This is a genomic window from Streptomyces sp. C1-1 (assembly GCF_050214755.1).
GTDB lineage: Bacteria > Actinomycetota > Actinomycetes > Streptomycetales > Streptomycetaceae > Streptomyces.
The window spans coordinates 10,120,481-10,134,773 of the sequence record NZ_CP189826.1; the positions used below are offsets into that span (position 1 = coordinate 10,120,481).

A 14,293-nucleotide genomic window follows, 5' to 3' on the forward strand; every position below is an offset into this window, starting at 1 on the left:
ATGAGAAGTCGACACAGACCGGCGCCCACCCGTGCGCTGGTCTATGCCGCGTACGCCATGGCTGGCGTGCTGAGTGTGGGCCTGGGCGTACAGGTGCACGCCACCGCGGTAGCCGCGGCCCCGGTGTCGTCGGGGACAGCCCTATCCGATGACGAGGGCGCGGCGATCGGAGCGGCCCGCATCAGCGCGGCCGCGGGATGGTACTGATGACTAAGTCGTACAGGAAGCGTTTGTGGACGGCGGGGGTGGCGCTGGTCGTCCTGGGAGCGGCAGCCGTCACGTGGTGGCTGCTGCGAGATCCCACGCCGTACTCCCTGCGCAGGACGCCGGCGGTGAAGGTCACCGTCAACGCTGCGAAATCGCAGTACCCCGATGCCAAGCAGGTCGCCAACGACGTCAATCTGCTCGTCAAGGTGTACGTCCAGCGCCTTCAGGCCGGTGACGCCACCGACCTGGCGCGCATCGGCGCCCCCTGGTACACGGGCCGGACACAGGCCGCCCAAAAGCTGATCGCCCGATACGGCGCACACGCCGACGAACCCGTCGAGGCAATCGTTCAGGACCCGGTAGTTCCCTACCTCGCCAAAGTCGAACTCCGCTACAACGACGGGCGACGGCAGACGGTGGACCTCAGCCGCGACCACGATCACGTGTGGTGGCTGCAACTGGGCGACGGAGACCCCGTAGCGCCGTAAGCACCGGATACGCCGACGACAGTGCCAGTAGCCGCCCGCGAGTTCTCGCGGGCGGCTACTCGTCACAGGACCAGCCTTCCAGTCCCTTTGGTGGTCTGCAGCGTCTCCTCGACGGTCCACCTGCGCCCGGCCACCCGGCACCAGGGTGGCCGAGACAATGAGCGGGCGGCCCGTCGGGAACGTTGGCCAGAGCCCAGTTGAGGGAGCGGTGCCCCGTGGCGCCAGCGCTTGCGGAGAGCTTCTTGCCAGGCCCGCTTTGACCGCCCACCGCCGGCCCGGCTGTCCCAGTCACGCGCTCAACGCCGCCGTACGCCTGAAGACAGGCGGATACGTTTGTACCGGAATGGTCCTTCAAGGTTCGTCTATCGACGGCCATCGCTGGTACGCGTTCGCTCGCCCGGCCGAAGCACTGGCCGGACTGGGCGGCACTGAGAGGTGCGTCGCGACACGCTGTCGGGCGCGCGGGTGACGCGCGGGCCTTTGGTGCATAGAAGCGTCGCATCGCGGGTTAGGCATGCAGCTACGCCAGGATGCGACCTGATGGGCCCCGAGGGCCTTGACCTCACCTCTGCTCGCCGCCCGGACGGACAGCCCGGGGCCCTGCCGCTCACCCAGCCCGATCGGAAGGCAGCAACTTGAAGATCAACATCGTGGGTCCGGGCAACATGGGCCGAGCCATCGCCGCCCGCGCACTCACCGGCGGCCACGGCGTGTGCCTCGTCCATCCCGACGCCGAGCGCGGCCGAGCGGCAGCCGCCGAGCTCAAGCAGCACTTCCCGGACGGCGAGGCCGACTCGGCCACTACGGCGCAGGCGGCCGACATGACCGTGCTGGCCCTGCCCTACGACGCAACGTTGGAGGTCGCCGGATCCGCCCGTGCCACGCTGTCCGGACAGGTCGTGGTGGACATCTGCAATCCCGTCGACTTCGCCACCATGGACTCGCGGGTTACGCCCGCCGATACGTCGGCGGCGGAGCAGATCCAGCAGATCGTCGGCACGGACGCAATGGTCGTCAAGGCGTTCAACACCACGTTCGCCGGGCTGCTCTCGACGGGTGAAGGCCACGGCTTCCCGCTCGACGTGCTGATCGCCGGTGACGACTCTGCTGCCAAGGCAAAGGTCGCGGAGCTCATCTCCTCTGGCGCGATGCGTCCCCTGGACGTCGGTCCGCTGCGCCGTGCACGGGAGCTCGAGGCGTTGGGTTTCCTGCACATCTCCGTCCAGCAGCCCCTGGAGCTGAACTGGCAGAGCGCCATCAAGATCCTCCCCTGACGGAGCCGGACAGGCCGGTCCGCCAGGCTCTCCTCAGTCAGCCGAAAGCCCGCGCGAACGGCTCGGCTTCCCCCTGGATGACGAACTGACAGCGGCCGCAACGCGCTGCGGCGACCAAAGCGGTTCGCGGCGGACATCGAAGCTCGAGCGCCTCGTTGGGTCCGTCGATCACTGTTGTCCGGTTCCGGTGATGATGCCCCCCTTTTTTTGCTCCGGTCCGGCCGGTCTTCGCCGGATGACGCGTGTGAGTGGTCTGAAGTCTGAGCGGCAGGCCTTGGAGTGAGGTGAATCGTTGCATCCGCGGTGAGGATTGTGGGGCGGTGGCGGTGCGGGGGGTGTCGTTGCGGCGGAGGGGTTGTGGCCCTCGGATCGGTGGCGTGTTGCCGGGTGGTTCGGGCGTTGTGACGCGGGGCCGGGATGGGGTGGTGGTCATGCGGTGGCGTCGATGAGGGCTTGGAGGAGGCGTTGGGGGTCTTCGGCGATCCGGTTGCAGAGGTAGAGCCACCATTGGGTGCCGTAGACGATGTACTCGCGGGTGGGGTGGCCGCGTTCGGCCATGGTCTGGAGGCGGTCGGGCCCGAGGCCGAGGAGGGTCTCGAACTCCCAGGGACGGGAGTCGGTGTTCTTGTCTGCGAGGTGCTGGTCGATGTGGTTGATCAGGTGCCAGTCGTGGGTGGCGAAGGAGCACGGGTGGCCTGAGTCGGCCAGCTGGTGGGCGTAGGCGAGGTAGGCGGCGGTGAGGGCCGGGGCCTCGCGCGGGTGGGCGATGGCCTCGGGTTCGAGGAAGGCGCCCTTGACCAGGCGGATGCGGCCGGGGCGGGAGATCAGTTCCGGCAGGTCGTCTGCGGTGCGATGCAGGCGTGCCTGGAGTGTGATGCCCACATGGTCGAACCGCTCGCACAGCTTGCGGTGCAGGGCAAGCACCTCGTCGGTCCGGTCGGAGCCTTCAGCCGAGATCATCATCTCCCGCCCGGTTTCGGCGGTGGCCTGGGCGATGCGGGAGGCGTTGGCGAGGGCAAGCTCCGTATCGACGGCGAGGCCGATGTGGGACAGGTCGAGGGAGATCGAGCATCCTGGTGGCAGCAGACGGGCCGCGGAGAGGAACGTGTCGGTCTCTTGCGTGGCTCGCTGCGGGTCGCGGCAGCTCTCGCCCATGTACTCGACGTTCACGCGGTGGCCGGCGGCCAGGACCTGCTGCGCCCGGTCCAGGGCGTCCTGGAGGGTTTCGCCGGCCACGTAGCGCCGCGCGACTTTGCGGGCCAGGGGGCCGAGGACCGGGTCGCCCGGGACGCGCCACTTCAGCTCCTCGTCGAGCGCGAGCCCGCGCAGGACCTGGGCAGCCTGGGATTGGAGGGCGGCGTCGGTGGCGGGGGTCTGCGTGGTCATGCGCTGTGCCTTGCTGTTCGGGGGATGGATGAACGCCTGCGAGCCTTCCAGACAGGTGCCGTGACCTTGGAGTGGCAGAAACGACAGGTAGGCTGAAATTCCTGCCATTGCGGTGAGAGGGATGGGGATCCGGTGCTTGACGACGTCGCTGTCCTGGCCCTCCAGGGTGCCCACGCCTTCGAGCTGGGCGTGTTCTGCGAGGTCTTCGGGATCGACCGCAGCGATGACGCGCTGCCCGTGTACGACTTCGCTGTTGTCTCGGCCACGGGTGACAGCGTGCCGACCCGCCACGGCTTCGAGGTGCTGGCCCGGCACGGCCTGGAGCGGCTGGCCTCGGCGGACCTCATCTGCGTCCCTGCCTACGACCCCGACGTGCGTCAGCCGGAGCATCTGATTGACGCGCTGCGAGCCGCTGTGAAACGTGGCGCTCGGGTCCTGAGCATCTGCACCGGGGCCTTCCTTCTGGGCGAGGCCGGGCTGCTCGACGAGCGGCGCTGTACCACGCATTGGCGCTACACCGACGAGCTCGCCCGCCGCCACCCGCGTGCCCGGGTCGAGTCGGACGTGCTCTACATCGACGAGGACCCGGTCATCACCGGTGCCGGCACCGCCGCCGGTGTCGACACCTGCCTCCACCTCATCCGCAAGGAGCACGGCAGCGCCGTCGCCAACGCGATCGCGCGCCGCATGGTCACACCCCCGCACCGTGAGGGCGGCCAGCACCAGTACCGCCAGCGTCCCCTCCCCCGGGAGGGGATGGGGTCTCTCGCCCCTGTCCTGGCCTGGGTGGAAGCCAACCTCGACCGGGACCTGACCGTCGACGCAATGGCCTGCCGTGCGCACCTTTCCGCGCGTACCTTCGCCCGGCGCTTCCGGCAGGAGACCGGGACCACGCCGCTGCAGTGGCTGACCGGGCAGCGGGTCCTGCTCGCGCAGCACCACCTGGAGAGCGCAGACGACTCCGTAGCCGCGATTGCCCGCCGGACGGGCTTCGGAACCGTCGACAACCTGCGCCACCACTTCGCCCGACGCCTCGGCACGACGCCCCAGATGTACCGGCGCGCGTTCAGGACCCCGCCTGCCGGCTGACGATCCGTGCCCTGCACAGCTCCACTGGGGCCGTGCCGTGCTGTCGGTCTTCGTGAGCAGACCGGGTCGGCAAGCCGTCACCGACCGTGACTCCATGTCAGCGGCCCAGGCGACGCACACCACCCAGGATCGAAGGCCCGGAAAGCCCGGAGAGCGGGGATGCGAACTCGCCTGGATGCGTCGGCCGGACCCGGGCGGATGCGGCGTGATGCGCCCGGCGTGTGCGGATCGTTCAGGCCTGCGGTCTTGGGTCGCTGTGTTGCCGCTGCCGCTGCTGCTGCCGTGGCCGTGGCCGTCGCCGTCGGGCGTTGTCAACGCCGGTGTGCGTGGTCACTGCAGGGCGCCGCTGCGTCTGCCCTCGTCGAGCAGGGCCTGTACCAGGGCGGACTTCGCTCCGGGTGCGACGAACCACAGGGGTGTGGCGGAACGGTTTCTGAGGATTTCGATGCGGTGGCAGGCCACGACGTATCCCACCATGGTCATCTGCTGCACGCCGGTCACCTCGCTCCACGCCACGAAGTCGCGTATCCGGCCGGACCTGCCGGTGACGGCCACGCCGTCCGTGCACAGGCAACACCTGTTCACACCGAGCCGGGCGGTCAGCCGGCGCCATCCGAACTTCAGGGTGTAGACGGCGGCCACCACGGCTGTCGCGACGGCGGCGTTGTTGTTGACCGCGGAGGGATTGACGACCGTAGTGACGAGCAGAACGATCCAGCCGAGCAGCATAAATCCCCGCAGCACCTGCGCCGTGGTGCCTATCGCCGGGTTGATGACGGCGTAATCGCCGCGTATGTCACCGAGCCCGAGACCGGCCACTCTGTTGTGCACGGGCGCCTCCTCGATCGAAGCCGGATCCGCGCGCAGGACATGCGCGTGGCGGGGCAGGGCATACCCGCGCCGCCGGTGTCCCGAACGGGGGTGTCACGGTCGGCTCCCAGCACCTGTGGCCCTCAAGGGGCCGCTGTGGCTCGGGAGTTGGTCATGGTGGGCGTGTGTCGTCGGCCTGCCGGCCGGGGCGTGTCCTCGTGAGGGTTCGGCTCGGGGCCATCGCCTCTTGCTGGCGGTGGGCGGGGGAGGGTGTGTGGAGGGGGTTCGGTAAGTATCGCCGTCTGTTGTGGCGGGGCGGCATCAATCGTGTGATTGCCTCGCGCGGTGTGCCTGCGGTTCGGAACGGGGCAGGGCGCGCCGGGTGGTCGGGCGTACCTTCGTCTGGCTCTACCCGTTCAGTCGGCTCCGCGTCCGCTGCGGGCCATGTGCCGGTCTCGACCCGGGGCTGGTAGTGGCCTGCAGCCTCATCTGCGGCGGGCGTTCGGGTGTGTGGGCCGGGGGTGGTGTGGTGGTTTGCGTGTCCCGGTGGGTGGCTGGCCGGTGCGGCCCGGGTGGCCTGTGCTCCCCTTCCTGGGAGGTTCGTGGTTTTCGGGAGGGGGAGCGCGGGCCGCGGGGGTGGTCAGTGGTGGGGTGGGGGCGTGGTGAGGGTGCAGCGGAAGACGGTGGTTGCGTTCTGCCGGGCGGTGACGTGGACGGTTCTGGCTTCTTCGTCGTGCGTGGCCTGGCTGGTGGTGTCGGTGACGGTCGCTTCGATCAGGCAGGGGGTGTCGAGTTCGACGTAGTGCAGGAATTGGCTGGTGAGGGTGTGGGGGAGGGTGGTGTGGCCGAGGGTGTGGGTGGTGGCTTGGCGGGCGGCTTCGATGAGGAGCATGCCGGGGACGTGGTCGAGGGGGTGGTCGAAGAGGGCGGGGTGGCGGGTGTCGACGCGTAGTTGCCAGCGGTGGGGGTGGCCGAGGGGGGAGAGGACGACGTCGGTGGGGGACATGCGTCCGACCCTCTGGGGTGGTTCGGGGGCGGTCAGGGGCAGGACGGCGCCGGTGCCGGTGGGGCTGTGGGTGGCGCGCAGGCGTTGGTAGACCTTGGGGGGGATGCAGGTCAGGGTGCCGCCTCCGGTGGCGGCGAGGTGGCCGTCGCGGTGGAGGGCCACGTCGATGCGCAGGCCGGTCAGTTCGCCGCGGCGCTGCTTGATGTCGTGGCAGCGGACGTCGAGTTCGAGGGAGGCGGGGGTGGCGGCCACGCGGATGTGTGCGGGCCGGACGGCCACGTTGAGGTTGCTGACGAGGAAGTGGTGGCCGAGGGGGACGGCGTATTCGGCGTGGGCGAGGAGCAGGCCGGTCTGGCGGATCGTTTCGGCGGCGATGAGGGGGTCGTGGCAGCCGTCGACGGCGGTGAAGAAGCTGTGTCCGCGGGGCCACTGGGCGGCCAGGGCGAAGTGGTGATCGCCGCGGCGTGCCCAGTCGGTCAGCATGACCTCGGCGACGGATGCGCGGTGGACGAGTTCTTTGGGGACGGTGCTGGTCAGTGGCTGGAAGGCGGGGGCGCCGCCGGCGGGGGCGCCGGGGTCCTGCGGGTGCGTCATGCCGGGTATCACGCGGGTGGTGCGGTAGGTGCTGACAGACATGGACATGGTTTTCCCCCGAGCCGCCGTGGCCTGGATGTGGCCGGAATGTGGGTGGTGGAGCGCCGAGGACAGTGAAGATACATACCACCCGGTTTAATTTCTAGAAGGAATGCGGGGTTCCCGTGGGCAAAATGTGGAGCACCGCGTTCCCCCTCTGTCGGAGGAGTGCTCGAAGCGCGCTCTGTCCCTGCTCAACGGGCACCTTCCGCGTCCTCGCGGCGCCGTGGAGCATCCCGTGGTCCCTTGGGGCGGCGGGGGGTGTCGTCCGTCGTCTTCTCGAGCCGTTCTCGAGCGGCGTGTCCGAGGGTGTCTCCCATGCGAGGGGCATATTCCCTGATCACGGTGGGCCGGGAGGGGCTGTGCGGGCCACACCGGCGGCCGCGGCCGCCGGGCCGCCCCGCGGGTGAGGGGGCGCGCCCGGACCGCGGGGAGGGGGCGCCGGCGGCCCGGTGCCGCCGGTGCGCCGCCCCCCCCGCGTTCCGGTGTGCCGGAAAACAGCATGGGGACGGCGTCGGCTTCGCAAGACCTTCACGCTTAAAATAGAGACCGCGTGCGCGGTTTGTTACAATCCTGTGCGTCGGTCGGCGGTGACGGCTCAGCGGGTGGGGAGCGCGTGCGCGCTTTTGTCTCTCTCGTGTGCGGTGTCGTGCGGGCCGGTGGGCGGGAGGGTGCCGGCCCGTCCGGATGGCCTCGGGGGGATGCGCCCGGTTTTGGGCGGGGTTGTATACGGCCCGGTCCGGTCGGCCGTCGGTGTGTGCTGACGCGTGCGGGTGCGGGTGCGGGTGTGGCAGGTCGGGTCGGGGGGCGGGTGGGTCCGGCGGGGGACGGGTCGTGGGGGCAGGCAGGGATGTGGGGGCCGGTCGGTGGCGGCGGGCCCGGAGGCCGTGAGGCAAAGGGGAGATGGGGCGATGGTGAAGCAGGAGCGGGCTGCGCGTACGCGTGAGTCGTTGGTGCGGGCGGCGGCCGAGGTGTTCGCCCGGGACGGCTTTGTTCTGGCGTCGTTGACGTCGATCAGCAGGCGGGCCGGGGTGAGCAACGGCGCGCTGCACTTTCATTTCGCCAGCAAGCAGGCGCTGGCGCGGGCGGTCGAGGAGGAGGCGGCCGCTGTCCTGCGGGCGATCGGTGCCGTGGTGCAGGCGGGCGGTTCCCGTCCGCTGCAGCGGCTCATCGATGCCACCCATGCCCTGATGGAGCGCCTGGAGCAGGATGTGGTGGTGCGGGCCGGTTTCGAGCTGGGCAGCGGTCCGCCGCGCCGGGACGGGGCGGTGGACTTGCGCGGGCAGTGGCAGAGCTGGGTGGAGGAGGTCCTCAAGGACGCCGAGCGTGACGGCATCCTCGCCCCGGGTGTGTCCGCGGCCGATGCCGCGGTCACGGTGGTGGCGGCGACGGTCGGGTTCGAGCAGCTCGGCGCGGAGGACCCCATGTGGATGTCGGCGCAGACGCTGGTGCAGTTCTGGGATCTGCTGCTGCCCCGACTGGCCGCGGCCGGCGTCCTTGACGGGCTCAAGCCCGGCGGCACCCCGGCGGCGGCCTCCCGCCAGGGATGACGGCACCGGCACCCGTGGTCTGTCACGGGTCGGCGCTGCCTTGGCTGGCGTGTCCGCCTTGGCTGCCGTGTGGTGCTGGCCGGGCAGTTCGGTTCGCGTGGCAGAGGGTGGCGCTGCAGGGCAGGTCCGCCCTGGCCTGCCCGTTGAGGCGGGGTGGCGCTCCGGTGGAAACACCCGGCCGGGCCTGCGGCCGGAACTCCTTTGCGGAAGAAGGCGGTGACACCGTTTGGGATGGCCCTGGCGCGCACCCGCGCATCGAGACGCTCGCGCGCAGCAGCATGTGCTCCATGGAGATCACGGTCCGCGAGTTCGGCCAGAAGTCCTGCCAGATCCTCGCCGCCGCAGCCGGTGGGACCGTCGCCGTCACCAAGAACGGCATCCCCGTGGCACGGGTGGTGCCGATCAACGACACCGGGGTGCCCCCGTGCCCGACTGACGCCATGGGCGACTTCGACCTGCCCGATCTCGATCTGCCCGACCTCACCGACGATGAGAGCGGGGATGCTGTTCAGGGGATGGCCGCGTGAGCCTGCTCGCCGTCGCCGTCGCCGTCGCCGTCGCCGTCGCCGGCGCCGTCGGCCTGGACCGCCTGCTTGCTGCGCAACTCACCGGTCACCGGGAGTCCACAGGGCCCGGGCAGCGGCCGGCCGTCTCGTCATCTCTGCTCTGGTCCTGGCCGGACCGGACTGTCTGATCTTCATCCGTGCCGGAGTCTGTACGGCCCTGATCGCGGCATGCTTCATCGAACGTAACGTCGTGACCCGGCGCCCTGGCTGCCGCGCGGGTGAACGAGCTGGTCGAGGCGGCCGGCGAGAAGCAGTGGAACAAGGCGATTGCCCGTTGCGGCCGTGTCGGCCTGCTCTGCATCGACGGACTCGGCCACATGGAACTCGACCGCCGCGGTGCCGAGCTCCTCTTCCCGGTTCTGGCCGGGCGCGAGCAGAACGACAGCGTCCCCGTCGCCTCCGACGAGTCCTTCGGCATAGCGCACATGTTCCGGCGAACCTGTGCCAGGTGGCGCCGAAGGGTGGCAGGTTCCAGCTCTTTGCCGAGCCATGCGAATGTGGTGGGCCCCGTGGGGTATCGCCCTCGAATACTTGCTCCTGGCGGAGCGTGTGGAGGTGGGACTCTGTCCCTCATGAGCGAGCCCATCCCTGATGACCACGACCGAGCCGCGTACTCCCGCGAAGGGCTCGCCCGGCTCGTACTCGCCGACAACGCCACGGAGGTAGCTGACAGTGCTGCAGGGTTGGTGGGTACCCGCAACGATGCCGGCACCGGATTCGGCGGTCGGGTCGGCCAAGCCCGGCAGCTCATCGAATTGGCCGAACGGACTTTGAACGCGGCCATCATCGACGAAGCCGAACGCGGCAGCTCCTGGACGCAGATTGCGGCCTGCTTGGACATCAGCGCCGAAGACGCCGAAGAGCGCTACAGCTGCGCTGTCCAAGCGGGGAAGGACGCGTTCGACGAGCCGTACCGGCCGGATGAAACCGGTCGCAGACGAATCCCGCAGCTGCCTACTGCAGCGTACGACCCCAACTGGGCATGCGCTCAGCTGGATCGGTGGGCCTGCCTCCGGCACGTCGGGATCGACGACAGGCAGGCCGTCAGTGCCAGCCTCGTCATGGCCGAGTCTGCGGGGGAGCGGATCCCGGCGGAGGAAGAGACCACGCGCTGATCGTCGCCCTGGAGGAGACCGCCGCCCAGACCTGCTGCCTCGGTTTGTGCTGGTCGGGCAGGCGTCCCGGGGCAGCCCGATCAGCAAGGCAGATGAGGGTGGCCTGCGTGCCATGCCGAAGGCGGCGGCGAGCTTGGGGTCCAGGGTGTTCACCAGGTCGAGGAGCCGGGTGCTGCGGATCACCCGGGGCAGGTGTCCGCAGTCGTCAAGGACGTGGGCAACAAAGGCAGTTGAGGCAGGCCGGATTCCGCCCGGCCGTGGTTTCCGTTGGTGACCATCATGTGCGGGTTGGCGCAGCCCTGGCAGGTCACCGGGGACCGCCGCCCGCAGGAGCCAATCTCGCGGGCAGGTGAAATGCTCGTGGGCCTGGTTGGCCGGCAGGTGCTGCCCACGCCGGGGACATCTGCCGGAGGATCCCGCGCAACGGATCGGGACGGGCGCCGTTGAGGAACGGCAGAGTGCAGGGCTCCGGCTGGAGGGAACGGGTGGTCCACCGCGCGGCAGAGCCACGACGCCTGCCCGAACGCGCCGAAACATCGCCCGGCCGCCGGCCGCGGTGGGCGGCGCGGTGCCGCCGTCAGGGGGGAGGGGTGCAGGGGGTTCGAGTGGTCCTGTAGTGGGTCTCAAGGGTTTGGGTGTGGGGGGATGTTGTACTGGCGGCTGGGACCGGGTCCGGCCGCGCGCACCGGGGTCGGTCTTGGTGACCCATGGGCTACGGGAGAGAGCATGAGCAGCGCCAAGAGCGGCACGAGCGGCACGTATGAGGGGTTCTCGGCCGAGGAACGGGCCGCGATGAAGGAGCACGCCAAGGAGCAGAAGGCGGCGGCGCGGCGCGGTTCGCAGGCGGAGAAGGCGGCGCTGGCGGAGCAGGACGTGCTGGCCAAGATTGCCGAGATGCAGGGTGCGGACCGGGTGATGGCCGAGCGGGTCCATGCCGTCGTCACCGCCAGTGCCCCCCAGCTCGCGCCGAAGCTGTGGTACGGCATGCCCGCCTACGCCCTGGACGGCAAGGTGGTCTGTTTCTTCCAGAGCGCGGCGAAGTTCAAGGCCCGCTACGCCACGCTCGGCTTCAACGATCCGGCCCGGCTGGACGAGGGTTCCATGTGGGCGACCGCTTTCGCCCTGAGCGAGGTGACGGCCGAGGTGGAGGAGCAGATCGCGGCGCTGGTCAAGCGGGCGGCCGGCTAGGCCTTGTCTCTTTGGCCCGTCCTGGCGGCGCTGGTGCCCTCGGGTGAGGGATGAGCGTGCGTCACCCGGTGGGCTTGACGGCGTGGCCGGTCACAGTGATCCCGAGCCCGATGATGAGGGGCGTCCATGAGGCGAAGGCCAAACTGGAGACCATGAACAGCACTCCGGTTCCCCGGAGTCTGGGGTTGCGCACGGTGGTGGCGAGCCATCGTGCGGGCACCCGGTTGCTGATCAGGGCGTAGATGCCGGTCCCGGTCCCGGTCACTGCCAGAACTGCCAGGGCGAGGAGCCAGAGCGCCAAGAGTCCACCGAAGGTCATCATTGCCCCGCCCCCCGAGTTCGGCTGCGGCAAAGCTACTCGGCGTAGCCGGGCGAAAGGGGGGCAGCGGGTGCTGGCGCGGTCCTGCGGGGGACCGTGCCCGCGGGTGCGGGGAACAGTGGTCGAGCGTACCGGCGGTGGTCCCGGCCCGGGCGAAGAAGACGCGGGGCCCAGGACCCCGGGGGCCGGGTGCCGGGCGCCGGACGCCGGTGGCGGGCTTCCCTGTGCCTTCCGGTGGACGTGCCGGGTGGGGGAGGGCTGGTGGTCCGGCGGCTGCGAGTGTCCGGCGGTTCTTGTGATCTGGGCCTTCGTGACCACCGCACGGTCAAGAGCCTGGCCGGCGCCGCGGAGCCGGAGGGCCTTTGCCGCGGTCGGTGCCAGCACAACTGGACCTTCCTGCTCCCTCGATGAGTACGGGCCCTGCCCGGACGAACGCTGGGACGGGGGCTGCACCGGAGCCTGCAAGCTCTGGCAGGAGAGTGTTTCCCCTGGGCTGGCGGGGCGGCTGCGGCCGGGGTCAGCGCCTGCCGGCGGGGCCAGGCGCACCTTGCCGCGGCCGGTCACCGCGCAGGCCGCCGGTGCCCCGGGTGGTGGCGGGATGGATCCTCAGCCGGCCCGGGACGCTGACCGAGATCGGACAGTTCCGGCTCAAGGCCGTCCTTGCCGGCTGCCCTGAACGCGACGCCCTGACCGGTCACGTCCGGCCCTGCCGCCCCGATGCGCACCGGGCGGCAGGGACAACGGCTGCCGCAGTGGCGCGGCGCCGTCCGCCGGGACGGCCTTCCCGGCCTCCGCGCTCTCGCGGCCGGCATCGGCGGGGACCGCCACGCGGTCATCGCCGGCCTGCCCCTTGCCCTGGAACTCCGGCGTCGTCGAAGGACACGTCAAGCAGGGGCAAGGGTGCGCAAGCGCCAGGTGTTCGGCCGAGCGGTGTCGCCCTGCTGTGCAAGCCCGTACTGCCGGCCGTCTGATCAGTCATCCTGCTCTCGGTGATAGGACTTCCCCTTACGGAAAGGCGAGGAGAAGGCGGCAGCGTGGACGCAGCAGTGGCGATCAGTCTGATCCGCATGGCCGCTGCGGACTTGGCCGGGCAGCCCTGGCAGCGCCCCTCGGACGCCTGCCTGGTCCAGCTGGGCCTGGACGCCCTGATGGCCGGCATCGAGGCTCCCTCGCTGTACCTGCTGGCCGGCCTGACGCGGGGTGAGTATCCCCAGGCCCGCGAGCTGTTCGGCCTGGTGCTGGAAGAGTTGGGTCTGCTGCCGCCGGCCTCAAAAGATCTTGCCGGGGCGCGATGGACCGCAGCCCGGTGGTGGGCCGGCCAGATCGTGGCGTGCCGACTCGATCCCGTGCACGGTGCGAAGCTGATCCATGAGGAAGCCGCAGCCGAACTCGGCTACCCCGACGCGCTGCAGCCCATCGTTGATCTGGCGAGAGCCCTCGACCTGCCGGACACGCAGCCTGCGGACCCGCGGCGCCTTCGCGACCGGGTCACCTCCGCGGCGCGGGACTTCCTCGCCGCACCCGCGCACCAGAACCACAGCCTGTGAGCCATGTCGCCTGCCCCGCCGTGCCCGTGCACGGAAAAAGCCCGTGGAGCACCGGCACGTGGGCCTGGGGTGCGGGGGCAGCCGGTGATCACCTCGTCGAGGAAGGCGTGCGAGTGCTGACCGGCACCGCGTCGAGCGGTCAATTCGCTGTGCCGTGGCAGGGCCGCGTCCGTAGGGTTCCTGCATGACGGAGGAGAGTGAGCGGGCCGTGCAGGCGGCCATCGAGGGGGAGATGCGGCTTCTTGATCCCGAGGTGCGGGCGTCCCCGGAGCGTGTCCTGGAGCTCTTGGACCCGGACTTCACCGAGATCGGGGCCTCGGGACGCCGGTGGGATGCGCAGTCGCTCCTCACGGTGACCAGTGGCGGCTCGGTGTCCCCAAAGTCTCCGGTCAAGGTCAGCGAGATGTCCGGAGCCGTCCTTGCGCCGGGCGTCGTTCACCTGACGTACCTCGCCGACAACCAGGGCCGCCGGGCCTGGCGGAGCTCTTTGTGGCGCCTGACGCAGACGGGCTGGCGGATGTACTTCCACCAGGGCACTCTGACCGGCTGAGCGGCCGCCCGCCCGCCCGCAAGAGCAGCGCCCGCCCGCAAGGGCAGCGCCCGCCCGCCCGTCCGGCCGCCCGTCCGGTCCCGTCCTTCGCGGCCTGGGGCCGAGGAGCACCGCGTGGCCCTGCGGTGCCGTGCCGCGGCCGGCGCGTGCCATGCCGGTACCGGGACCGGCACGGCGCGGGATGCCGTGCCGGTCCGGGGACCGGGCGGGCCCCGCCACGTCCCACGTCCCACGCCCCACGCCCCCCGCCCCACGCCGTGCGGGCCGGGGCGGCAGAGGGGAGGGGCGGGGCGGGGGAGGGGCGGAGTCGAAGGGGCCCCGGTGCGCTCCCTCTGCGCGCGGTCAGCCGGGCGGGGCGGCCCGCAGACGCGCGGTGAACGCGGGGCCGGCCCCGCTGGTGGCCGGTGACGCGGACCGTCTGCGGCTCACCGCAAGGGGCGCCGGTGCGGGCCCGCGGCGTTCCGGCGCCTCTTGAGCGGCGCTGAAGTGGCTCTGTAGCGCGGTGGCGGACGGTGGCGGCAGCCGAGAGGAGCGGGATATGGGGGAAAGGGACGTGGTGCCCTTC

Annotated in this window: 13 protein-coding genes and 1 pseudogene; 10 read left to right on the forward strand and 4 right to left on the reverse strand. The window is 70.7% G+C overall.

The window, feature by feature from the left end; all coding sequences use genetic code 11:
- The first annotated feature begins 206 nt into the window (after positions 1-206).
- Together ACQF4J_RS46295 and ACQF4J_RS46300 are read left to right on the forward strand one after the other, a co-directional pair.
- Positions 207-695 (forward strand): hypothetical protein, encoded by a 489-nt coding sequence (locus ACQF4J_RS46295; RefSeq protein WP_427168532.1) that lies wholly within the window; start codon positions 207-209, stop codon positions 693-695.
- Positions 696-1,330: 635 nt separating this feature from the next.
- Positions 1,331-1,969, forward strand: a complete 639-nt coding sequence (locus ACQF4J_RS46300; RefSeq protein WP_351584657.1) for an NADPH-dependent F420 reductase — start codon at positions 1,331-1,333, stop codon at positions 1,967-1,969.
- 429 nt (positions 1,970-2,398) lie between these two features.
- Here ACQF4J_RS46300 and ACQF4J_RS46305 read toward each other — a convergent pair whose 3' ends face one another.
- Positions 2,399-3,355 carry a proline dehydrogenase family protein gene (locus ACQF4J_RS46305; RefSeq protein ID WP_427168533.1) on the reverse strand — a complete coding sequence of 319 codons (957 nt, stop codon included), beginning with the start codon at positions 3,353-3,355 and terminating at the stop codon, positions 2,399-2,401.
- Positions 3,356-3,487: 132 nt separating this feature from the next.
- Here ACQF4J_RS46305 and ACQF4J_RS46310 point away from each other — a divergent pair, with 132 nt between their 5' ends.
- Complete coding sequence (locus ACQF4J_RS46310; RefSeq protein WP_427168534.1) at positions 3,488-4,444, forward strand: GlxA family transcriptional regulator; 957 nt, start codon at positions 3,488-3,490, stop codon at positions 4,442-4,444.
- A gap of 330 nt (positions 4,445-4,774) precedes the next feature.
- Here ACQF4J_RS46310 and ACQF4J_RS46315 read toward each other — a convergent pair whose 3' ends face one another.
- Both ACQF4J_RS46315 and ACQF4J_RS46320 read right to left on the reverse strand, forming a co-directional pair.
- Positions 4,775-5,275, reverse strand: a complete 501-nt coding sequence (locus ACQF4J_RS46315; RefSeq protein ID WP_351806938.1) for a hypothetical protein — start codon at positions 5,273-5,275, stop codon at positions 4,775-4,777.
- Positions 5,276-5,894: 619 nt separating this feature from the next.
- The gene (locus ACQF4J_RS46320) at positions 5,895-6,896 is read right to left on the reverse strand and encodes a ScbA/BarX family gamma-butyrolactone biosynthesis protein (RefSeq protein WP_427168535.1); all 1,002 of its coding nucleotides are present in this window, start codon (positions 6,894-6,896) and stop codon (positions 5,895-5,897) included.
- A gap of 908 nt (positions 6,897-7,804) precedes the next feature.
- Between ACQF4J_RS46320 and ACQF4J_RS46325 the strand changes: the two genes are divergently transcribed.
- The 5 genes and pseudogenes from ACQF4J_RS46325 (at position 7,805) to ACQF4J_RS46345 (ending at position 11,312) form a co-directional block, all read left to right on the forward strand.
- On the forward strand, positions 7,805-8,443 hold the full coding sequence (locus tag ACQF4J_RS46325) for a ScbR family autoregulator-binding transcription factor (protein WP_427168536.1): 639 nt from the start codon (positions 7,805-7,807) through the stop codon (positions 8,441-8,443).
- A gap of 164 nt (positions 8,444-8,607) precedes the next feature.
- A complete protein-coding gene (locus tag ACQF4J_RS46330) occupies positions 8,608-8,970 on the forward strand; it encodes a type II toxin-antitoxin system prevent-host-death family antitoxin (protein WP_427168537.1) in 363 nt (120 codons plus the stop codon).
- A 242-nt stretch (positions 8,971-9,212) separates the two neighbouring features.
- Positions 9,213-9,425, forward strand: a pseudogene (locus tag ACQF4J_RS46335) (ATP-binding protein); the annotation flags it as partial.
- A 156-nt stretch (positions 9,426-9,581) separates the two neighbouring features.
- Positions 9,582-10,124, forward strand: a complete 543-nt coding sequence (locus ACQF4J_RS46340) for a hypothetical protein (protein WP_427168538.1) — start codon at positions 9,582-9,584, stop codon at positions 10,122-10,124.
- A gap of 726 nt (positions 10,125-10,850) precedes the next feature.
- Positions 10,851-11,312, forward strand: a complete 462-nt coding sequence (locus ACQF4J_RS46345; RefSeq protein WP_351581712.1) for an iron chaperone — start codon at positions 10,851-10,853, stop codon at positions 11,310-11,312.
- A 61-nt stretch (positions 11,313-11,373) separates the two neighbouring features.
- Here ACQF4J_RS46345 and ACQF4J_RS46350 read toward each other — a convergent pair whose 3' ends face one another.
- Complete coding sequence (locus ACQF4J_RS46350) at positions 11,374-11,613, reverse strand: hypothetical protein (RefSeq protein ID WP_427168539.1); 240 nt, start codon at positions 11,611-11,613, stop codon at positions 11,374-11,376.
- A 1,052-nt stretch (positions 11,614-12,665) separates the two neighbouring features.
- Between ACQF4J_RS46350 and ACQF4J_RS46355 the strand changes: the two genes are divergently transcribed.
- Complete coding sequence (locus ACQF4J_RS46355; protein ID WP_427168540.1) at positions 12,666-13,178, forward strand: hypothetical protein; 513 nt, start codon at positions 12,666-12,668, stop codon at positions 13,176-13,178.
- 184 nt (positions 13,179-13,362) lie between these two features.
- Complete coding sequence (locus ACQF4J_RS46360; RefSeq protein WP_351581718.1) at positions 13,363-13,728, forward strand: DUF4440 domain-containing protein; 366 nt, start codon at positions 13,363-13,365, stop codon at positions 13,726-13,728.
- Positions 13,729-14,293 lie beyond the last annotated feature (565 nt).